The organism is Cryobacterium sp. M96 (assembly GCF_002929845.1).
Lineage (GTDB): Bacteria > Actinomycetota > Actinomycetes > Actinomycetales > Microbacteriaceae > Cryobacterium > Cryobacterium sandaracinum.
Window position 1 is genome coordinate 144,997 of sequence record NZ_PJJS01000050.1, and the last position, 21,238, is coordinate 166,234.

Below are 21,238 nucleotides of genomic sequence, written 5' to 3' on the forward strand. Positions count from 1 at the left end.
AGAGGGAACTTACCGTGCATCGAGGAAGTATTGTTAAAGGAATGACTGAGTCACATCTGCCCGACGACACCGACGACGTGGTCGCCCGCGTTCTCGCCAGCGCTGATAGCAAGGCTGCCGGCTATTCGCTGTTCCGCAGCGGCTCCGCGCAGGCTCTGCAGGCCGAATCCGGCCCGTCGCACGACGACGAGGGTCACGACGGCGTGCAGCAGGACCGCGAGGACCGCAACGCGCTGCGCCGCGTGCCCAGCCTCTCCACCGAACTCGAGGACGTCACCGAGGTCGAGTACCGCCAGCTCCGGCTGGAGAACGTCGTTCTGATCGGCCTGTACACGCACGGGACCGTCGCGGACGCCGAGAACTCCATGCGCGAACTCGCCGCGCTGGCCGAGACCGCCGGCGCCACCGTTCTCGACGGCCTCATGCAGCGCCGAGCGAAGCCCGACGCCAGCACCTACCTCGGCAAGGGCAAGGCCGAAGAGGTGGCCGGCATCGTCAAGGCGATGGGCGCCGACACCGTCATCGCCGACACCGAGCTGGCGCCCAGCCAGCGGCGCGCCCTCGAGGACGTCGTCAAGGTGAAGGTCATCGACCGCACCGCCGTGATCCTCGACATCTTCAGTCAGCACGCCAAGAGCCGCGAGGGAAAGGCCCAGGTCGAACTCGCCCAGCTCGAATACCTGCTTCCCCGCCTGCGCGGCTGGGGCGACTCGATGTCCCGCCAGGCCGGAGGCCAGGTGGGCGGCGCCGGTGCAGGCATGGGTTCGCGCGGCCCCGGCGAGACCAAGATCGAGCTGGACCGCCGGCGCATCCACACCCGGATGTCCCGCCTCCGCAAGCAGATCCTCGAGATGAAACCCGCTCGCGAGGCCAAGCGGGCCAACCGCAAGCGCAACGCTGTGCCATCCGTCGCCATCGTCGGTTACACCAACGCCGGCAAGTCGAGCCTGCTCAACCGCATCACCCGGGCCGGCGTGCTCGTCGAGAACTCCCTGTTCGCCACCCTGGACGCCACGGTGCGCAAGTCGACGACGGCCGACGGGCTGCTCTACACGCTGACGGACACCGTCGGGTTCGTGCGGAACCTGCCCCATCAGCTGGTGGAGGCGTTCCGGTCCACCCTCGAGGAGGTCGCCGACGCCAACGTCATCGTGCACGTCGTCGACGGCTCGCATCCTGACCCGGCGAGCCAGCTTGCCACAGTGCGCGAGGTCATCGCCGAGGTCGGCGCCCGGGAGATCCCGGAGGTCGTCGTCTTCAACAAGAGCGACCTGATCAGCGATGATGACGGGCTCGTGCTGCGCGGACTCTGGCCGAAGGGCATTTTCGTCTCGGCCCGCACCGGCGAGGGCATCGAGGAACTGCTCGCGACCATCTCGGACCTGCTGCCGCGGCCGTCGATCAGGCTCGAGTTGCTCATCCCCTACGAGCGGGGCGACCTGATCGCGGTGCTGCACGATCAGGGCACGGTGCTGTCCACCGAGTACGCCGAGACCGGCACCCGGGTTACGGCTCTGGTGACTGATGAGATTCGGGCGCTGTTCGAGCCGTTCGCCGTGCCGCCGGCCGTCACCGGCTGACCCGCCGGCTTCGCTCCGCGTACCTCGGTAGGCCTTCGCCTGCCGATGTCCGCACTCCTCCGGCCTGTCTGAGCCGCTCCGGCGCCAGCTGATGACATATTCGGTCACAGACCTGCCGGGCACCGGGCGTGCTTGTTAGAGTCTTCTCAATCGTTGCCGCCGGTCTCCTGACCGGCGGCATGGAGCGACAGCCGAGCCCGGCACCCGCCCGCGAACGCTCGCCTGGCTTGCCGGGCGGTCCGCGGTCGCCCGGCCCCCGGTGACTGACACTGGCAACTGTCGAATGAGGAGCAATGCCCCACACCTCGGATCCTGCATGCCGGAAAATCCCGTTCTCATTCGAGTTGTATCCGCCCACATCGGATGCTGCCACCTCCGTGCTGCACGCCACTATCGAGCGGCTGGCCGCGGCCGGCCCGGAATTCATCTCGGTCACCTACGGTGCGAACGGCTCCTCCCGGCGCTCCTCCCTGGACGTGCTCACCCACATCCTGCGCACCACCACCGTGGACCCGCTGGCCCACCTCACCTGCGTGGGCTCGTCCAACGCGGAATCGAGCCAGCTGATCCGGGAGTTTCTGGACGCCGGGGTGCGGAGCTTCCTGGCCCTGCGTGGCGACCCGCCGGAAGGCATTCGGGAGGGTGAGGCCTTCCTCGGCGACCTGGGCAGCGCCGCGGAACTGGTGCAGCTGATCCACCGGGTGCAGGCCGAGCGGGTGCCGTACCGCGAGGCCGTGATCCCGGGACTCCCTGCCGCCCGCACGATCAAGCGGGAACGGGAGAAGGTACGCATCGCCGTGGCCGCCTTCCCGAACGGCCACCCGCGCTCCCGGTCGGCCACCCAGGACATCGACGCGCTCCTGGCCAAGCAGGCCGCCGGCGCCAACCTGGCGATCACGCAACTCTTCTTTCACGCCGACCACTACCTCAGCTTCATCCTGCGAGCCCGTGCCGCCGGGGTCGAATTCCCGATCCTGCCCGGGATCATGCCGGTCACGAGCCCGGCCCGCCTGCGCCGCATCCTCGAGTTGTCCGGCGAGGAACTGCCGTCCGAGCTGGCGATCGCGCTCGAGGTGGAGCCGACGAAGGAAGGCCAGCGTGAGATCGGCATCCGCCAGGCCACCGAACTGGCCCGGCAACTCATCGCCGGCGGTGCCCCCGGGCTGCACCTCTACGCCTTCAACCAGCACGAGACCGTGCTCGCCGTGCTCGACGGCTGCGGTCTGCTCACCCCCACCCTGCCTGCTTCCGCACTGCCTGCCCCTCACCCCGTCAAGGAGAACTCATGACCCACACTTCCGCCTTTCCCGCCTTTCCCGCCGGCACCATCCTGGGCTACCCGCGCATCGGGCCGCGCCGCCAACTGAAGAAGGCCGTCGAAGCGTTCTGGGCCGGATCGGTCAGCGCCGACGAGCTCGAAGCGACCGCGGCCGCCCTGCGCCAGAGCACCAGGAAGCGCCTCGTGCAGCTGGGACTCGGCAGGGACGACTCGTCCATCCCGGAATCCTTCTCCTACTACGACCAGATGTTGGATGCCCTGAGCACGGTGGGCGCCGTCCCCGCCCGGTTCGCGCATCTGCGGGGCGCGGACGGCCACCTCGACCTGGCCGGCTACTTCACCCTCGCCCGCGGCGAAGGGGAGAATCCGCCGCTGGAGATGACCAAATGGTTCGACACCAACTACCACTACCTGGTGCCGGAGATCGGCCCCGAGACCGAGTTCACCCTCGCCGGCACCCGCCTGGTGCGCGAGTTCGAGGAGGCGAAGGCGGCCGGATTCCTGACCCGGCCCGTCATCGTCGGCCCGGTCACCTTCCTGCTGCTGAGCAAGCCCAGCGACGAGGCCCCGGCCGGATTCAGTCCGCTTGACCGCCTCGACGACCTTGTGCCGGTCTACGCCGCCCTCCTGCAGCGGCTGCGCGCCGCTGGAGCCGAATGGGTGCAGCTCGACGAGCCTGCCCTGGTCAGCGAGAGCATCGACATCCCGAGAACGGATGCCCTCGCCGGCCTCCGCTTCGCCTACAACACCCTCGGCGCCGTCGCCGAGCGTCCCGCCCTGTTTGTCGCCGCGCCGTACGGCAGCCTCGACGACGCCCTACCCGTTCTTGCCATCACCCCGGTGGAAGCCATCGGGCTTGACCTCGTGCGGGGAAGCGCGCCGGCGGAGACCCCCGGACTCGACACGACCACTCTCGTGGCCGGCGTCATTGACGGCCACAATATCTGGCGCGGCGACCTGGCCGCCGCCTTCGACACGGCGGCCGGCCTGGTCCGCCTCTCGCCGCGGATCTCGGTTTCCACCTCTACCTCGCTGCTGCACGTTCCCCACGACGTCGACGACGAATCGGCGCTGGACGACGACCTGAAGACCTGGCTGGCCTTTGCGGATCAGAAGGTCGCGCAGGTTGCCACACTCGCCCGCGGCCTCAGTCTGGGTCGCCGTGCCATCGAGATCGACCTCTCTGCGGCCTCCGCGGCCCTCGACGCGCGGGGGGTGGCTCCCGGAGTCCACGATGGCGCCGTTCGGGTGCGCGCCGACGCGCTCGCTCCGGGCGACTTCACCCGGGGCGCCTACGCAGCCCGAGTGGCAGCCCAGGAGATGGCCCTCGGGCTGCCGTTCCTGCCGACGACCACGATCGGATCCTTCCCGCAGACCGGGGACATCCGTCGGGCCAGGGCGCAGCTGGTACGGGGGGTGCTGAGCACCGCGGACTACCGGGACCTGATGCGTGCCGAAATCCGTCGGGTCGTCTCGCTGCAGGAAGACATCGGCCTCGACGTGATCGTGCACGGGGAGCCGGAACGCAACGACATGGTGCAGTACTTCGCCGAGAACCTGGACGGCTTCGCGGTCACCGAGAACGGCTGGGTGCAGTCCTATGGCAGCCGGTGCGTGCGCCCGTCGATCCTCTGGGGTGACGTGTCCCGGCCGCGGCCCATCACGGTCGAGTGGTCGGCGTTCACGCAGGGGCTGACGCCCAGGCCCGTCAAGGGGATGCTCACCGGTCCGGTCACGATCCTCGCGTGGTCGTTCGTGCGCGACGACCAGCCGCTGGGCGAGACGGCCAGGCAGGTGGCCCTGGCCCTCCGGGACGAGATCGCCGACCTGGAGTCGGCCGGCATTCAGATCGTCCAGGTCGACGAGCCCGCGCTGCGGGAGCTGCTGCCGTTGAAGCAGAAGGACCAGGCGGAATACCTCGACTGGTCGGTGGGGTCCTTCCGCCTGGCGACGGCCGGTGCGGCCGCGGCCACCCAGATCCACACCCACCTCTGCTACTCGGAGTTCGGGGTGGTCATCGACGCGATCCGCAACCTGGACGCCGATGTGACCAGCATCGAGGCGGCACGCTCTCGCATGGAGGTGGTGGGCGATATCCGGTCCCAGGGCTTCGACCACGGTATCGGCCCGGGAGTGTGGGACATCCACTCGCCGCGTGTGCCGAGCGTGTCCGAACTCACCGACCTGCTCGAGCGCGCCGCGGCGGCCATCCCGGCCACCCGGCTCTGGGTGAACCCCGACTGCGGCCTCAAAACCCGCGGCTACACCGAAACCGTCCAGTCCCTACACAACATGCTCGCCGCCACCCGCATCCTCCGCGCCCGCCTGACCTCCTCCGTCTCCGCCTGACCCCGCCTCCACCCACACAAAAGCCGGGCACGACACCAAGAACAGTGTTCGTGCCCGGCCCACAAGACCCGGCTCACAAGACCCGACCGAAATAACCATGGTGACTCAACACGCGCGCGTCTCCACGACGCTGGTCGAAACCGTCGAGACCAAGAGTCCGCCTGAAATGCTGATGTGCTTGAGTGCTGATGCCCTAAACCGACCGCAGCACTGCCACAACCTTCCCCAGAATCTCGGCGTGATCGCCGACGATGGGTTCGAAGTTGGTGTTGCGGGGCAGTAGCCAGGTGTGCCCGTCGCGCTGGCGGAAGACCTTGACGGTTGCCTCGTTGTCGAGCATGGCTGCAACGATTTCACCGTTTTCGGCGGTCTTCTGCTGCCGCACGACGACCCAGTCGCCGTCCATTATGGCGGCGTCGATCATCGATTCGCCCGACACCTTGAGCATGAACAGATCGCCCTTGCCCACCAGCTGGCGGGGTAGCGGGAAAATCTCGTCGATCTGCTGTTCGGCGGTGATCGGGATGCCGGCGGCGATGCGACCGACGAGCGGAACCATGGCGGCGTCGCCGACCTGCACTCCGGTGTGGAAACTTTCCGAGGCTCCGGCCGTCGTGTCTTCGGGCGACTGCGGAATCTCGATGAGCACCTCCAGTGCTCGGGGACGGTTCGGGTCTCGGCGGAGGTAACCGCTCAGTTCCAGCTGGTTGAGCTGGTGGGTGACGCTCGACAGTGACGACAGGCCGACGGCGTCGCCGATCTCGCGCATGCTCGGCGGATAGCCGCGTTGGCTGACCGAGCGCTGGATGACGTCGAGGATGGCGAGCTGCTTCTCGCTGAGGCTCTTGCGCCGTCTGGTGCCGCCCTTGTCGCGCGGACCGCTGGTGTTCTGTGCCACGTTCGTCGCTCCTCGTTTTGATTGATGCGCTGGCAGCAAGCAGCGAATGCCGCCGATTCACGCGAATGTCGGGGGTGCCTGATTGAGTGTCAATCAACAATCGAAACTGTATCCGCGTTGAGCTCATTAAACAAACATGTATTCGAGTGGGTCGGAATAAATATTTCAGAAACTACCGAATAAAGCTTGATTGTTCGAATAATCGAATATACATTCGGAACATAAGTTCGCATCCGGCTCTCCCGGCCGAGAGTCGGATGCGTCTTCTCACAGGAGGTATCACATGAGCACTGCACTTGAACGAGGCGCCCCCATCGCGACCGGACGCACCCGGCTCCGACTCACCCGGCGCGGTCGCGTCGTTTTCACGTCCCTGGCTGCCTTTCCGCTCGTGGCCGTGGCCCTGGCCGTCGCCCTCAACGGAGGCATCGCCGCCGCCGAGAACTCGACCGTCGCTCACGTGGCCTCGGCCTTCGACTACGTCACCATCAAGTCGGGGCAGTCGCTCTGGCAACTTGCCGAGACAATCGCGCCCACGTCAGATCCGCGCGAGGTGATCGCCGAGATTGTGAGCCTCAATCAGTTGCCGTCCGACAGCGTGCAGCCCGGTCAGCGGCTGGCGCTTCCGAACGACCTGTGAACTACCCGCGGCGAGCCCCCGCCGGTCTCATCCCGGTAATATTGGGGGAGTGACCAGTCTCAACGATCTGCCCCTTCGCGATAATCTGCGCGGACTCACTCCCTATGGGGCTCCGCAGTTGCACGTGCCGGTGGCTCTCAACGTGAACGAGAACACCCACGGCATCCCGGCTGAGGTGGCGCAGGACATCGTGGCGGCGTTGGCCGTGGCGGTCACGACCGTGAACCGATACCCCGATCGGGAGTTCACCGAGCTGCGGGATTCCCTCGCCCGTTATCTCGGTCACGGCCTCACCCGAAAGAACATCTGGGCCGCCAACGGTTCCAACGAGGTTCTTCAGCAGGTGCTGCAGGCCTTCGGCGGCCCGGGTCGGTCCGTGCTCGGCTTCGCGCCGACCTACTCCATGTACCCTCTGCTGGCCTCCGGCACCGGCACCCGCTGGATCGCGGGCGGTCGTGACGCAAAGTTCGAACTCTCCCCGGCCACGGCGCTCGAGTGGGTCGACCGGGTTGCCCCTGACCTCGTCTTCCTCTGCTCGCCGAACAACCCCACCGGCACGCCCCTGTCCCTGGAAACGATCGCGGCCGTCTACGATGCGAGCGACGGCATCGTTGTCGTCGACGAGGCGTACGCCGAGTTCGGGACGGATGACGCGCCAACCGCCCTGAGCCTGCTTCCCGGCCGGGAGCGCCTGCTGGTGTCCCGCACCATGAGCAAGGCGTTCGCCTTCGCCGGTGTGCGCGTCGGCTATCTGGCCGCCGATCCCGCCGTGACGGATGCCCTCCGCCTGGTTCGTCTGCCCTACCACCTGTCCGCGCTCACCCAGGCTGCCGCGGTCGCCGCGCTCGTCCACACGCCCGCGATGCTTGCCATGGTCGACGACATCCGCGGGCAACGGGACCGCATCGTGAGCGAACTGGCCCGGCTTGGCTACACTCCGCTGCGCAGTGCGAGCAACTTCGTGCTGTTCGGCGGCGTTGAGGACCCTCGGGCCACCTTCGAGGCGCTGCTGGCGGAAGGCATCCTTGTGCGCGACGTCGGCATCCCGGGCCACCTGCGGGTCAGCGCCGGCACCGAGGCCGAGACCACGGCGTTCCTCGACGCCCTCGAGGCACTTGGGCGGCCGTGAACGGCGCGGGCCAATAAACTAGTCGTATGAGCTTCTCTTTCGCGACCACCTCGCCCCGTTTCGCCCACCTGCAGCGCGAGACCAGCGAGTCGAGCATCGACCTGTCGCTCAATCTCGACGGCACCGGTGAGTCGGACATCCAGACGTCGGTCCCGTTCTTCGATCACCTGCTCACGGCCTTCGCGAAACACTCGTTGACCGACCTCACCGTGCGCGCCCGCGGCGATATCGAGATCGATGTGCACCACACGGTCGAGGACGTCGGCATCTTGCTCGGCCAGGCGATCAAGCAGGCTCTCGGGGACAAATCCGGCATCTCCCGCTACGGTGACGCCGTCGTGCCGCTCGACGAGGCCCTCGTACAGGCCGTCGTCGACATTTCCGGGCGCCCCTACCTCGTGCACCAGGGCGAGCCGGCTGGTTTCGAGTTCCACCTGATCGGCGGCCACTTCACCGGCTCCATGGTGCGCCACGTGTTTGAGGCTATCGCCTTCAACGGCGGCCTCACGGTGCACGTCACCGTGCAGGGCGGCCGCGACCCGCACCACATCGCCGAAGCCGAATTCAAGGCGTTCGCCCGCGCGTTCCGCCAGGCGAAGGCGCTCGACCCGCTGGTGTCCGGCGTCCCCTCGACCAAGGGTGCGCTGTGACCAGCGTCGTTGTCTTCGACTACGGCACCGGAAACGTGCACTCCGCCGTCAAGGCACTCGAACTCGCCGGGGCCGAGGTGACGCTGACCGGCGACCGCCGTCAGGCGCTTGAGGCCGACGGGCTCGTCGTGCCCGGCGTGGGCGCGTTCAGCGCCGTCATGCAGGCTCTGAAGGCGGTGCACGGCGACGAGATCATCGACCGCCGGATCGCGGGCGGACGCCCGGTGCTGGGCATCTGCGTGGGCATGCAGATCATGTTCGAGCACGGCGTCGAACGCGGCGTGGACACGGAGGGGCTGGGCGAATGGCCCGGCACCGTGACGCAGCTGACGGCGCCGGTGCTGCCGCACATGGGCTGGGACACGGTCACGCCGGGGGAGGGCTCGACGCTGTTCCATGGCCTCGAGCAGGAGCGCTTCTACTTCGTGCACTCCTACGCCGCCCAGGAATGGTCCCTCGACGTCATGCCGCCGTTCCCGAAACCGATTCTCACCTGGTCCGAGCACGGACAACCTTTCCTGGCCGCCATCGAGAACGGACCGCTTACCGCCACCCAGTTCCACCCGGAGAAATCCGGTGAGGCAGGCATCCGTCTGCTCCATAACTGGCTCGGCACAGTCAAGAACTGACCTTGACTTTTCCCTGACTGACCCGGTCGCCGCGACCATTCCCAACCGAGGACACCCATGACTGTGCATACCCCTTCCCTCCGTCTCGTTCTGCTGCCCGCCGTGGATGTGGCCGACGGCAAGGCCGTTCGCTTGACCCAGGGCGAAGCCGGCACCGAGACCAACTACGGCGACCCCGTCGACGCGGCACTTGACTGGGCCCGCCAGGGCGCCGAGTGGATCCACCTCGTCGACCTCGACGCGGCCTTCGGTCGCGGCAACAACACGGATCTCATCCGCACTGTGATCCGCGAGGTCACGGGCGTGAAGATCGAGCTCTCCGGCGGGATCCGCGACGACGCGTCGCTGGACGCGGCCCTGAACGCGGGCGTCAGCCGGATCAACCTGGGCACCGCGGCACTGGAGAACCCGGAGTGGGCGGCGCAGGTCATCGCCCGGCACGGGGACGCCGTCGCCGTCGGGCTCGACGTGCGCGGAACCACCCTCGCCGCCCGCGGCTGGACCAGGGAGGGAGGGGACCTCTGGGAGGTGCTCGCCCGTCTCGAGGAGGCTGGCTGCTCGCGCTACGTCGTCACCGATGTGACCAAGGACGGCACGCTGCAAGGCCCCAACATCGACCTGCTCCGCCAGATGATGGAGCGCACTGACCGACCGGTCGTCGCCTCCGGCGGCATCTCCAGCCTCGACGACCTCCGCGCATTGCGCGAACTTGTACCGCTCGGACTCGAGGGCGCGATCGTCGGAAAAGCCCTCTACGCGGGGGCGTTCACCCTGAGCGAGGCACTGGATGTCGCGGGCGCGTAACCTCGGCTCCACCGGCCTTCCCGGCGGACCCGGAGGGGGCGACTCCGCCGGGCAACCGTGGGAGGGACGACAGTTTGAGCCCAACATGCACAGCGACGACGACGGGCTCGCGCCCGAGCCGCTGCTGGCGGCCGTGCGCCGCTTCCAGGCTCGGGAGGCCGGCGAAGAGACGGTGGTCGACGCCATCCGTGGCTCACGGCTGCTCGTTCCCCTGGTGACCGAACTCGGCCAATCGGGCACCACCGAGGCCGGCCTCCGCGTCGACAAGACCCAGGAACTGTCGATCATCACCGTGGCCGGGCCCGACGGCCGCACGGTGCTTCCCGTGTTCTCCTCGGTCGCGGCGATGACGGCGTGGAACACGCAGGCCCGGCCGGTCCCGGCCGACGGCGTGCGCGTCGCGCTGGCCGCGGCTCAGGAGAACACCGATCTGGTCGTGCTCGATCCGACCGCGCCCACCGAGTTCGTGGTGCGGCGCCCGGCCCTGTGGGCCATCGCCCAGTCCCTGCCCTGGACCCCCAGCTATGCCAGTCGCGACGTCGCGGATGCCTTTGCCGACTCCGTGTCCACCGAACTGAGTGTGCTCGGGGTTGAGCTGGCCCCCGGCGACCCGGCCGCCCGCCTCGCCGGACCGGAACTAATTGTGCGTCTCGAGCTCGTGGACGGCCTGACCCGCATCGAGCTCGACGCGACCCTCGCCCGGCTCGCGGCTCGCTGGTCATCGAGCGACGTCATCGCCACCCAGGTGGACTCCCTCACCGTGCAGCTGCTGCCCTCCGCCTAGGCGGCCTCTTCCATCGTCGGCGGTTCCGGGCTCCAGGTTCCGGGCCCCGCGCTCCGCGTTCCGCCCGCGCCCCCGCCTCCGCCACGAACGAATTCGACGGAGATTGTGGCAAAATCGGTCCTGGATGTCCGGGAAAGCCCGTTTTAGCTCAGAATCTCCGTCGAATTGGTTCGAGTGGCCCGGCTCAGGCGGATCGGCGAGGATAGTCGTATGAACGAGGTTCTGCACCGATTCACCCCGGCCACCCGCGCCTGGTTCGCGCAGGCCTTCGCCGCACCCACCGAGGCCCAGCTCGGGGCGTGGGACGCCATCTCTCGGGGCTCGCACGCGCTGGTGGTGGCCCCCACCGGGTCAGGTAAGACTCTCGCCGCGTTCCTCTGGGCCATCGACCGCCTGGCCGCGGATACTGCGGAGGCCGCAGATGTCTCGGAAGCCTCGGCGCGTCCTGACCGGGTCACCGCGCCGGGAACCCGCGTGCTCTACATCTCGCCGCTCAAGGCGCTCGGCGTCGACGTGGAACGCAATCTGCGGGCCCCGCTGGTGGGCATCGTCCAGGCTGCCGAGCGTCTCGGGTTCGCCCCGCCCCGGGTGACCGTCGGCGTGCGGTCGGGGGACACTCCGGCCACGGAACGCCGAAGCTTGGTCAAAACGCCGCCGGACATCCTGATCACCACGCCAGAATCGCTGTTCCTCATGCTCACCTCGGCGGCGCGGGAATCGTTGCGCGCCGTGGACACGGTCATCATCGACGAGGTGCACGCGGTCGCGGCGAGCAAGCGCGGCGCGCACCTGGCCGTCTCACTGGAACGGCTCGACGACCTGCTCACCCGCCCGGCCCAGCGCATCGGACTGTCGGCTACCGTGCGACCGGCCGCCGAGGTCGCCCGGTTCCTCGGAGGGTCCGCACCGGTGGAGATCGTCGCACCGGTGTCGACCAAACGATTCGACCTCAGCGTGGTCGTTCCCGTCGACGACATGAGCCAGGTCGGCCCGGCACCGGTGCGGGAGGGTTCGACGGCCGCCGCCGCCCCACAGACCGGGTCCATCTGGCCGCATGTGGAAGAGGCAATCGTCGACGAGGTGCTGGCGCACACCTCCTCGATCGTGTTCGCCAACTCCCGCCGTCTGGCCGAACGGCTGACCGCGCGCTTCAACGAGATCTATGCCCAACGCCTCGAGGACGAGCTCGTGCCCGCCGCGATGCCGGCCGTGATGACCGAGCGGATGCCTGCCCTTGCGCCCGTCGGCACTGCGGCACCCGGCCCGCCGGCCGCGCTCATGGGCGCCAGCGGCCAGAGCGCCGGGGCCGAGCCGCTGCTTGCCCGCGCCCACCACGGGTCCGTCAGCAAGGAGCAGCGCGCACTGATCGAAGACGACCTGAAAGCCGGGCGGCTGCGCTGCGTGGTGGCGACGTCCAGCCTCGAACTCGGCATCGACATGGGCGCCGTCGACCTGGTCGTGCAGGTGGAGTCGCCGCCGTCCGTGGCCAGCGGGCTGCAGCGAATCGGCCGGGCCGGGCACCAGGTGGGCGAGGTCTCCCGGGGCGTGATCTTCCCCAAGCACCGGGCCGATCTCATCCACGCGGCCGTCGCCGCCGAGCGCATGGCCGCCGGCCTGATCGAATCCCTGCAGGTGCCGTCCAACCCACTCGACATCCTCGCCCAGCAGACCGTGGCGGCAACCGCCCTCGAACCCATCCACGCGGAGGAGTGGTTCGACACCGTGCGCCGCAGCGCCCCCTTCCACGCCCTCCCGCGGTCGGCCTACGAGGCCACCCTCGACCTGCTTGCCGGTCGGTATCCCTCCGACCAGTTCGCCGAGCTGCGCCCCCGCATCGTCTGGGACCGGGAGACGGGCATCCTCACCGGGCGCCCGGGCGCGCAACGGCTCGCGGTGACCAGCGGCGGCACGATCCCCGACCGCGGCCTATTCGGCGTCTTCATGGTCGGCGGCGACCAGGCCACCGGCCGCCGGGTGGGGGAGCTCGACGAGGAGATGGTCTACGAGTCCCGGGTCGGCGACGTTTTCGCCCTCGGCACGACGAGCTGGCGTATCCAGGAGATCACCCACGACCGGGTGCTCGTGCTGCCCGCCTTCGGTGAACCGGGGCGGCTGCCGTTCTGGAAGGGCGACGGCCTCGGCCGGCCGGCCGAGCTCGGTGAGGCGATCGGCGCGTTCCTGCGCGAGGTCTCGGCGCTCCCCGACGCGGAGGCCCGGGTACGCTGCCGGGCCGGCGGCCTCGACGAGCGGGCCGTTGACAACCTCCTGACCTTCCTCGCTGAGCAGCGCGCCGCGACCGGTCAGGTCCCGACCGACCGCACCCTCCTCGTCGAGCGGTTCCGAGACGAGCTCGGCGACTGGCGGGTGGTGCTGCACTCCCCGTTCGGCCTGCAGGTGCACGCGCCCTGGGCCCTCGCCGTGGGCGCCCGGGTGCGGGAGCGCTACGGTCTCGACGGGGCCTGCGTGGCCAGTGACGACGGCATCGTCGTGCGCATCCCCGACACCGAGTCCGACCCACCCGGAAGCTCCCTCTTCGTCTTCGACCCGACCGAGCTCGAACAGATGGTCACCGACGAAGTCGGCGGGTCGGCCCTGTTCGCCGCCCGGTTCCGCGAGTGCGCCGCGCGGGCACTGCTGCTCCCGCGCTACAACCCGGGCCGGCGGTCACCGCTCTGGCAGCAGCGCCAGAAGGCCGCGCAGCTGCTCGACGTGGCCCGCACCTTCCCGACCTTCCCGATCATCCTCGAAACCGTGCGCGAGTGCCTGCAGGACGTCTACGACCTGCCCGCCCTCTTGGCCCTCACCCGCCGCATCGACAGTCGCGCCCTGCGCCTGGTCGAGACCCAGACGGATGCCGCGAGCCCGTTCGCGAGCACCCTCCTCTTCGGCTACGTGGCCGCGTTCATGTACGAGGGAGATTCCCCGCTCGCCGAGCGGCGCGCCACCGCCCTCTCGCTCGATTCCAGCCTGCTGGCCGAGTTGCTCGGTCGGGTGGAGCTGCGCGAGCTGCTCGACCCGGCCGTGATCGAGCAGACCGACCTGGAACTGCAGCGGCTGCCGGCCGACCGGAAGGCGCGCGGAGTCGAGGGCATCGCCGACCTGCTCCGCGGCCTCGGACCGCTCACCACGGCGGAGGTGGCCGCCCGCCTCGACCCCGCCGTGTCACCGGGCGCCGCCGAGGGCCTGCAGGTGCTTTTCGACGCCCGGCGCATCATCCCGGTCGGTTTCGCCGGGCAGCAGTGGTGGGCGGCCATCGAAGACGCCGCCCGGCTTCGCGACGCCCTCGGCGTCCCCCTGCCGCAGGGGGTCCCGGCCGTGTTCACCGAGCCGGTGCCGGACCCGCTCGGCGACCTGGTCAGCCGGTACGCCCGCACCCACGGCCCGTTCACTCTCACCGACGTGGCCGCGCGCTTCGGGCTCGGTCCGGCCGTGGCGCTCGTCGCCCTCCGGCGGCTGGCCGGGGCCCGCCGCCTCCTTGAGGGCGAGTTCCGGCCGCACGGCACCGGCAGCGAGTGGTGCGACGCCGAGGTGCTGAGGCGCCTCCGCCGCCGCTCCCTGGCCGCGCTCCGGCACGAGGTCGAGCCGGTCGACCAGGTCACAATGGGCCGGTTCCTGCCGGCCTGGCAGCATGTGGGCGGGCGCCTGCGCGGGATCGACGGGGTCGCATCCGTGATCGAACAGTTGGAGGGGGCGCGCATCCCGGCATCCGCCTGGGAGACGCTTGTGCTGCCCTCCCGCGTCGCAGACTACCGGCCGGGCATGCTCGACGAGCTCACCAACACGGGCGAGGTGCTCTGGGCCGGCGCCGGCACGCTGGCCGGCAACGACGGCTGGATCAGCATGCACCTGCGCGACACGGCGCCGCTCACCCTGCCGCTGCCCACCCCGCTGGAGACCACTGCGCTCCAGCAGGAGATTCTGACCACCCTGGCCGGCGGCGGGGCCTTCTTCTTCCGTCAACTCGCGGATGCCGTCGGCAGCCAGGACGACGCCGGCCTCGCCGCCGCCCTCTGGGACCTGGTCTGGGCGGGACTGGTGGGCAACGACACCTTCGCCCCCGTACGCGCCCTGCTCTCCGGCGGGCGCGCGGCGCACAGCACCCGCCGGGCCGCCCCGCGAGCCCGGCTGCACGGCGGCCGCATCCCCGCGCGTGGCACCCTCCCGTCCCGCACCGGGCCACCGACCGTATCCGGGCGCTGGTCGATCGTTCCGGTCGCCGATGACTCGCCCACCCGTCGGGCGCACGCCCTTGGCGAGACCCTGCTCGAACGCTACGGCATCGTCACCCGGGGCGCGGTGATGGGGGAGGGCGTGACGGGCGGCTTCGCCCTCGTCTACCGCACCCTCAGCGGCTTCGAGGAGATGGGGCGGTGCCGGCGCGGCTACTTCATCGAGGGTCTCGGGGCCGCCCAGTTCGCCACGGTCGGCACGATCGACCGGCTGCGCTCCTACGTCGCCGAGGCACAGCATCCGGAACCGGTGGCGATCACCCTCGCCGCCACCGACCCGGCGAACCCCTACGGCTCGGTGCTGCCCTGGCCTCCGCTGCCCGAGGGCACCGGGCACCGCCCCGGACGGAAGGCCGGCGCGCTGGTCGTGCTCGTCGACGGGGCCCTGGTGCTCTACGTCGAACGCGGCGGCAAGACCGTGCTCGCGTTCGACGGAGCGGCCGGGAACAAAGCGGCCGGGAACGGTGCCGACGGGAACGGTGCCGACGGGAACCGTGCCGACGGGAACCGTGAACCCGCCGTCGAAAATGGCGGACCGACTGCGGTCCTGACCCTCGCCGCGGCGACCCTTGCCGGCACGGTCACCGCTGGGCGGGTTCCGAAGCTCGGCGTGGAGACCGTCAACGGCGTGTTCGTGATCGGAACAGCGGTGGGCACCGCCCTGCTCGCGGCCGGATTCGGCGTAACCCCGCGGGGAGTGAAGCTGCATGCCTGAGGGTGACACCGTCTACCGCACCGCGTGGAACCTCGACCAGGCCCTGCACGGAGCCCGGCTCACCCGCTGCGACGTGCGGGTGCCGGCGTTCGCCACCGTCGACCTGACCGGGCAGACCGTGCACGAGGTTCTCAGTCGCGGGAAGCACCTGCTGATGCGCGTAGGGGAGGCCAGCATCCACTCTCACCTGAAAATGGAGGGGTCGTGGCACCTCTACCGTCATGGGAGCGCCTGGCGCCGCCCCGCGTTCCAGGCGCGCATCGTTCTCGAGACGGTGGAGTGGGTGGCTGTGGGCTTCGAACTCGGGCTGCTCGAGGTGGTGCCGCTCAATCAGGAGGCCGCGCTCCTCGACTACCTCGGACCTGACCTCCTCGGCCCCGACTGGGATGCGGCCGAAGCCGTGCGTCGCCTCGAATCACGTCCCGCGCAACCCATCGCGGTGGCGCTCGCCGACCAGGGCAACCTCGCCGGGCTCGGCAACGTTTACGTGAACGAGCTGGGTTTTCTTCGCGGCCTGCTGCCGTCCCGGCCGGTGGCCGAGGTGACGGATGTCCTGGGCCTCGTCGCCCTCGCCCGCCGCCTGATCCTGGCGAACCGTGACCGCACGGAGCGGATCACGACCGGCAATGCCCGGCGCGGCATGCAGAGCTGGGTCTACGGCCGCGCCGGCCAGCCCTGCAGGCGCTGCGGTACCGCGGTCGAGCAGGGCCGGCTCGGCCGCACCGAGCTCGAATTGCGGGTCACCTACTGGTGCCCGCGCTGCCAGACCTGAGGTCGTGGCCCCGTAGCGGCTCTGGCCCGAACCAATTCGACCACAGAAACCCCCGCCGGAGTCGACGGGGTTTTCCACGGTGCTAGGTCACTTCAGGGAGCCGCACCGCGACCCATCCGAGCCGGCTGTTCGTCCCTAGTTGACCGGCCCGGTGAACTTTTCGCCCGGACCCTGGCCGATCGCGTCGGGGATGGCCGAGGCCTCCCGGAAGGCCAGCTGCAGCGATCGCAGACCGTCGCGCAGGCTGCGCGCGTGCATGTCGGCGATGTCGGGGGCCGCGGCGGTGATCAGGCCGGCGAGGGCCGTGATCAGCTTGCGCGCCTCGTCGAGGTCGGTCTGGTTCTCCGGGTCGTCGGCCAGGCCCACCTTGACCGCGGCGGCGCTCATCAGGTGAACGGATGCCGTCGTGATGATCTCCACGGCCGGCACGTCGGCGATATCGCGTGTTGCCTGGGCTGCATCCTGCTCGTTGCTGTTGGTCACTGCATTCCTCTGTTAGACTCGACCGGGCTCCGAGATGCAAGTCTCGGTACGAAAGTGGATAATCTCCCACCCGCGCATACCGCTTCATCTAGGTTACCGGGTAGTTGCACTCCGCCTTCGCGGCGCTGGACTCCAACAGGAATCCGCTCCACGTGGGTAGACAGGGTGTCGTCTGTGGTATTCGGGCAGTTTTCTCCGACAATCCAGACGCGTTTTTCCTCTCTTCGTCTCCGGGCGACATCCGTCTCCTGGCTGTAGCCACGATGCATGAGAAGAGGAGAGACGCATCAGCGATCCCCGTACAAATGACCGTATCCGCGTCCCCGAAGTCCGTCTCGTTGGTCCTAACGGCGAGCAGGTTGGGGTCGTGGCCATCGATGTTGCGCTGCGCCTTGCACAGGAGGCCGATCTTGACCTCGTCGAGGTTGCACCGACCTCGAAGCCGCCCGTTGCCAAGATCATGGACTACGGCAAGTTCAAGTACGAGGCTGCGCAGAAGGCCAAGGAGGCCCGGCGCAACCAGGCGAACACGATCCTGAAAGAGGTTCGTTTCCGTCTCAAGATTGATAAGCACGACTACGAGACCAAGCGCAAGCGCGCCGAGGGCTTCCTGAAGGCCGGTGACAAGGTCAAGGCCATGATTCTGTTCCGTGGCCGCGAACAGTCCCGTCCCGACCAGGGCGTACGTCTGCTCCAAAAATTTGCCGAGGATGTCGCCGAGTTCGGTTCCGTGGAATCGAGCCCGACCATTGACGGTCGAAACATGGTCATGGTCGTTGGCCCGCTGAAGAACAAAGCGGAAGCCAAAGCCGAGATCAACGCACACAAGGCTGCCGATCGGGCAGAAAAGGTTGCCGACAAGGCTGACAAAGTTGCTGATAAGGCAGCGAAACTGGAGGAAAAAGATGCCTAAGATGAAGACCCACTCCGGGACGAAGAAACGCTTCAAGGTCACCGGTTCCGGCAAGATCATGAAGCAGCAGGCCGGCCTGCGCCACAACCTCGAGGTCAAGAGCACCCAGCGCAAGTCCCGCCTGAACCACGACCAGGTGCTGGCCAAGGCCGACACCAAGGTCATCAAGAAGCTTCTCGGTCGCTAGACCCGTACCCCGTAAGGAACTAAGAAAATGGCAAGAGTCAAGAGGGCCGTAAACGCCCATAAGAGCCGTCGCGTTATTCTCGAGCGCGCCAAGGGTTACCGCGGTCAGCGCTCGCGTCTGGTCACCAAGGCCAAGGAGCAGCTCACTCACTCCTTTACCTATAGCTACCGTGACCGTCGTGCACGCAAGGGTGACTTCCGTCGCCTGTGGATCCAGCGGATCAACGCTGCGTCCCGCGCGAACGGCCTGACCTACAACCGTCTGATCCAGGGTCTCGCCCTGGCCGGCATTCAGGTCGACCGTCGCATCCTGGCCGAGCTGGCCGTCAACGAGCCCGCCACGTTCGCGGCCATCGTCGAGAGCGCCAAGGCAGCACTGCCCGCCGACACGTCGGCACCCCGGGTCGCCGCGTAGCTGTCAGCCGGCACCAGCACTATCACGCACTCTCCACGGGAGCGGGCCCCGCGCCCGCTCCCGTTTTGCGTGCCCGGGGCCGGTTCGCCGGGTCGCCGCGTGTGCCCCGAGCGGGAACACAGCCGCCCCGCCCCGGCAAGTAAGCTGGAGGCATGTTAGATAATCCCCGTTCTCCGCGCGTGCGGGCTGTCGCGAAACTGGCGAATCGAGCCGCTCGCTCCGAGGCGGGGCTGTTCCTCCTGGAAGGCCCCCAGTCGGTCTCCGAGGCCCTCAACTTCCGGCCCGACCTTGTTGTGGAGCTCTTCGTGACCCCCACCGCCCTCGAGCGGCACCCCGAGATCGCCCAGGTCGCCCAAGAGGTGGGCGCCGAGCTCGAATTCGTCACCGAGCAGGTGCTCGAAACGATGGCCGACACGGTCACGCCGCAGGGTTTCATCGCGGTGTGCCGTCAGTTTCCCACCTCGGTCAAGGACATCTTCGCCAACGAGCCCAAGCTCATCGCCATCCTCGAAGAGGTGCGCGACCCCGGAAACGCCGGCACCATCATCCGTGCCGCGGATGCCGCCGGCGCCGACGCCGTGATCCTCACCGGCCGCAGCGTGGACCTGTACAACCCGAAGGTCGTGCGCTCCTCGACCGGCTCGATCTTCCACCTCCCCGTCGCCGTCAGCGCGACGCTCTCCGACGTGCGCGAACGGGCCCGGTCCGCCGGCCTGCAGATCTTCGCCGCCGACGTCAAGGGCACCGATTTGCTCGCTGCCCGCACCGAGGGGCTTCTGGTCGCTCCGACGGCGTGGCTGTTCGGCAACGAAGCCCGCGGACTGACCGACGAAGATCTCGCCGTGGTCGACCGGTCCATTTCTGTTCCCATCTACGGTCACGCCGAATCGATGAACTTGGCGACGGCCGCCAGTGTTTGCCTGTATGAAAGCGCATTTGCTCAGCGCAGCTGATTATCACAGCTCGGTAACCACCGGCTTGGTGGTTCTGAGAAACCCTGTTCTAGCCTAGGTTTGGGACATGGAGCCTACAGAATCTGCGCCGGCGACGTCCAACATCACGGTGTTGCGCGGTGAGCCTCTCGTCGTGATCAGTGACGTGGACAAGCACTACGGTGACCTTCACGTGCTGAAGAAGATCAACGCCGTGGTCAACCGCGGCGAGGTCGTGGTGGTGATCGGGCCGAGTGGCTCCGGCAAGTCCACCCTCTGCCGGGCCATCAACCGGCTCGAGACCATCGACGCGGGCGTCATCACGATCGACGGCGTCAAGCTGCCGGCCGAGGGCAAGGCGCTGGCCAAGCTGCGCGCGGACGTCGGAATGGTGTTCCAGGCGTTCAACCTCTTTGCCCACAAGACCGTCCTCGAGAACGTCACCCTCGGGCCGATCAAGGTGCGCGGCCTGTCGAAGGCCGAGGCCGAGAAAAAGGCCATGGTCCTCCTCGAGCGCGTCGGCGTGGCCAACCAGGCCAAGAAGATGCCTGCCCAGCTCTCCGGTGGACAGCAGCAGAGGGTCGCGATCGCACGGGCTCTCGCCATGGACCCGAAGGTCATCCTGCTCGACGAGCCCACCAGTGCGCTCGACCCCGAGATGATCAACGAGGTGCTCGAGGTCATGATCAACCTGGCTAACGACGGCATGACCATGATCGTCGTCACGCATGAGATGGGCTTCGCCCGCCGCGCCGCCGACCGGGTCATCTTCATGGCCGAGGGCGAGATCGTCGAGGAGACCACGCCCGAGCAGTTCTTCACCAACCCACAGAGCTCGAGAGCGAAGGACTTCCTCTCCAAAATACTTGCCCACTAACCGGTGTGCAGGACGACACAGCAATCAGGAGATACCCATGAGACTCACTAAAGGTCTAATGATTTCGGCCATTGCCCTCGCGAGCGTTCTCACGTTGAGCGGATGTACCGATTCCGCCCAGACGCCCGAGGCCGCACCGGTCGAGGAAACGGTTGAGTTCGAAGCCGGCACCTCCATGGCCGCGTTGAACGAGGCCGGGGCGATCACCATCGGCACCAAGTTCGACCAGCCGCTGTTCGGCCTCAAGGGCCCGGACAACAACCCGGTCGGCTTCGACGTCGAGATCGGCAAGCTCATCGCCGCGAAACTCGGCATCTCCGCCGACAAGATCAAGTGGACCGAGACCGTCTCGGCCAACCGCGAGCCCTTCCTCCAGAACGGCCAGGTTGACCTTGTCGTCGCGACCTACACGATCAACGACACCCGCAAGGAGGTCGTCGACTTCGCCGGACCGTACTACCAGGCCGGCCAGGACCTGCTTGTGCTCGCCGGCAACCCCGACAAGATCACCGGCCCGGAGGACCTCGCCGGCAAGCCCGTCTGCACCGTGAGCGGCTCGACGTCGGAGAAGAACATCGCCGCGTACTCCGACAACGTGATCGCGACCGACACCTACTCCAACTGCTTGGGCCCGCTCCGCAGCGGCGAGGTTGTCGCCGTGACCACGGACAACGTTATCCTGGCCGGCCTCGCCGACCAGAACGCCGGTGAGTTCGAGGTTGTCGACAACCCCTTCACCAAGGAGCCCTACGGCATCGGCCTGAAGAAGGACGACACCGAGTTCCGCACCTTCATCAACGATGTGCTCGATGAGGCGTACGAGGATGGCACGTGGGCCGAAGCCTGGGAAGCGACCGCCGGTACCGTGCTCGAGACCCCGACCCCGCCGGCAGTCGACCGGTACTAGTCGCCGAAAGCAGCACCTGCTGATCGGGGCGGCCGCGCCGCACAGGCGGCCGCCTCGACCAGCACCT

19 protein-coding genes are annotated in these 21,238 nt (G+C 68.3%); 17 read left to right on the top strand and 2 right to left on the bottom strand.

Going from position 1 to position 21,238, the window contains the following annotated elements:
- The first annotated feature begins 41 nt into the window (after positions 1 to 41).
- The 3 genes from hflX to metE all read left to right on the top strand — a co-directional run bounded on the left by hflX (position 42) and on the right by metE (position 5,208).
- Complete coding sequence (hflX, locus tag CXY79_RS10920) at positions 42 to 1,580, top strand: GTPase HflX (RefSeq protein WP_104101193.1); 1,539 nt, start codon at positions 42 to 44, stop codon at positions 1,578 to 1,580.
- 293 nt (positions 1,581 to 1,873) lie between these two features.
- Positions 1,874 to 2,869: a methylenetetrahydrofolate reductase gene (locus tag CXY79_RS10925; RefSeq protein WP_104101195.1), complete on the top strand. Its 996-nt coding sequence runs from the start codon at positions 1,874 to 1,876 to the stop codon at positions 2,867 to 2,869.
- Entirely contained in the window at positions 2,866 to 5,208 is a 2,343-nt protein-coding gene (gene metE, locus CXY79_RS10930) for a 5-methyltetrahydropteroyltriglutamate--homocysteine S-methyltransferase (protein ID WP_104101197.1), read from the top strand. Before CXY79_RS10925 ends, metE begins: the two co-directional genes overlap by 4 nt.
- A gap of 193 nt (positions 5,209 to 5,401) precedes the next feature.
- Here the strand turns inward: metE and lexA are convergent, their stop codons facing one another.
- Positions 5,402 to 6,106: a transcriptional repressor LexA gene (lexA, locus tag CXY79_RS10935; RefSeq protein WP_104101199.1), complete on the bottom strand. Its 705-nt coding sequence runs from the start codon at positions 6,104 to 6,106 to the stop codon at positions 5,402 to 5,404.
- A 283-nt stretch (positions 6,107 to 6,389) separates the two neighbouring features.
- Here lexA and CXY79_RS10940 point away from each other — a divergent pair, with 283 nt between their 5' ends.
- The 8 genes from CXY79_RS10940 (at position 6,390) to CXY79_RS10975 (ending at position 16,458) form a co-directional block, all read left to right on the top strand.
- Positions 6,390 to 6,746 (top strand): LysM peptidoglycan-binding domain-containing protein, encoded by a 357-nt coding sequence (locus CXY79_RS10940; protein WP_104101202.1) that lies wholly within the window; start codon positions 6,390 to 6,392, stop codon positions 6,744 to 6,746.
- 49 nt (positions 6,747 to 6,795) lie between these two features.
- A complete protein-coding gene (locus CXY79_RS10945) occupies positions 6,796 to 7,875 on the top strand; it encodes a histidinol-phosphate transaminase (RefSeq protein ID WP_104101204.1) in 1,080 nt (359 codons plus the stop codon).
- 26 nt (positions 7,876 to 7,901) lie between these two features.
- Positions 7,902 to 8,525, top strand: a complete 624-nt coding sequence (gene hisB / locus CXY79_RS10950; RefSeq protein WP_104101207.1) for an imidazoleglycerol-phosphate dehydratase HisB — start codon at positions 7,902 to 7,904, stop codon at positions 8,523 to 8,525.
- Positions 8,522 to 9,154, top strand: coding sequence for an imidazole glycerol phosphate synthase subunit HisH (gene hisH, locus CXY79_RS10955; protein WP_104101211.1), 633 nt, complete (start codon positions 8,522 to 8,524; stop codon positions 9,152 to 9,154). Before hisB ends, hisH begins: the two co-directional genes overlap by 4 nt.
- 57 nt (positions 9,155 to 9,211) lie before the next feature.
- Positions 9,212 to 9,958, top strand: a complete 747-nt coding sequence (priA, locus tag CXY79_RS10960; RefSeq protein WP_104101215.1) for a bifunctional 1-(5-phosphoribosyl)-5-((5-phosphoribosylamino)methylideneamino)imidazole-4-carboxamide isomerase/phosphoribosylanthranilate isomerase PriA — start codon at positions 9,212 to 9,214, stop codon at positions 9,956 to 9,958.
- Positions 9,942 to 10,742 carry an SseB family protein gene (locus CXY79_RS10965; RefSeq protein ID WP_104101218.1) on the top strand — a complete coding sequence of 267 codons (801 nt, stop codon included), beginning with the start codon at positions 9,942 to 9,944 and terminating at the stop codon, positions 10,740 to 10,742. The genes priA and CXY79_RS10965 overlap by 17 nt, the downstream gene beginning before the upstream one ends.
- A gap of 210 nt (positions 10,743 to 10,952) precedes the next feature.
- Positions 10,953 to 15,686 (top strand): ATP-dependent helicase, encoded by a 4,734-nt coding sequence (locus tag CXY79_RS10970; RefSeq protein ID WP_104101220.1) that lies wholly within the window; start codon positions 10,953 to 10,955, stop codon positions 15,684 to 15,686.
- Positions 15,679 to 16,458 (top strand): DNA-formamidopyrimidine glycosylase family protein, encoded by a 780-nt coding sequence (locus CXY79_RS10975; RefSeq protein ID WP_104101222.1) that lies wholly within the window; start codon positions 15,679 to 15,681, stop codon positions 16,456 to 16,458. Before CXY79_RS10970 ends, CXY79_RS10975 begins: the two co-directional genes overlap by 8 nt.
- Before the next feature lie 135 nt (positions 16,459 to 16,593).
- Here CXY79_RS10975 and CXY79_RS10980 read toward each other — a convergent pair whose 3' ends face one another.
- Entirely contained in the window at positions 16,594 to 16,941 is a 348-nt protein-coding gene (locus CXY79_RS10980) for a DUF1844 domain-containing protein (protein WP_104101224.1), read from the bottom strand.
- 286 nt (positions 16,942 to 17,227) lie between these two features.
- Between CXY79_RS10980 and infC the strand changes: the two genes are divergently transcribed.
- From infC to CXY79_RS11010, 6 genes are all read left to right on the top strand, one after another.
- Entirely contained in the window at positions 17,228 to 17,854 is a 627-nt protein-coding gene (infC, locus tag CXY79_RS10985) for a translation initiation factor IF-3 (protein ID WP_104101226.1), read from the top strand.
- Positions 17,847 to 18,041, top strand: coding sequence for a 50S ribosomal protein L35 (gene rpmI, locus CXY79_RS10990; RefSeq protein WP_104101228.1), 195 nt, complete (start codon positions 17,847 to 17,849; stop codon positions 18,039 to 18,041). Before infC ends, rpmI begins: the two co-directional genes overlap by 8 nt.
- Before the next feature lie 27 nt (positions 18,042 to 18,068).
- Positions 18,069 to 18,455 (top strand): 50S ribosomal protein L20, encoded by a 387-nt coding sequence (gene rplT / locus CXY79_RS10995; RefSeq protein ID WP_104101231.1) that lies wholly within the window; start codon positions 18,069 to 18,071, stop codon positions 18,453 to 18,455.
- A gap of 152 nt (positions 18,456 to 18,607) precedes the next feature.
- On the top strand, positions 18,608 to 19,408 hold the full coding sequence (locus tag CXY79_RS11000; RefSeq protein ID WP_104101233.1) for an RNA methyltransferase: 801 nt from the start codon (positions 18,608 to 18,610) through the stop codon (positions 19,406 to 19,408).
- 67 nt (positions 19,409 to 19,475) lie between these two features.
- Positions 19,476 to 20,264, top strand: coding sequence for an amino acid ABC transporter ATP-binding protein (locus CXY79_RS11005; RefSeq protein WP_104101236.1), 789 nt, complete (start codon positions 19,476 to 19,478; stop codon positions 20,262 to 20,264).
- A gap of 37 nt (positions 20,265 to 20,301) precedes the next feature.
- A complete protein-coding gene (locus CXY79_RS11010) occupies positions 20,302 to 21,171 on the top strand; it encodes a glutamate ABC transporter substrate-binding protein (RefSeq protein ID WP_104101238.1) in 870 nt (289 codons plus the stop codon).
- Positions 21,172 to 21,238: the final 67 nt, after the last annotated feature.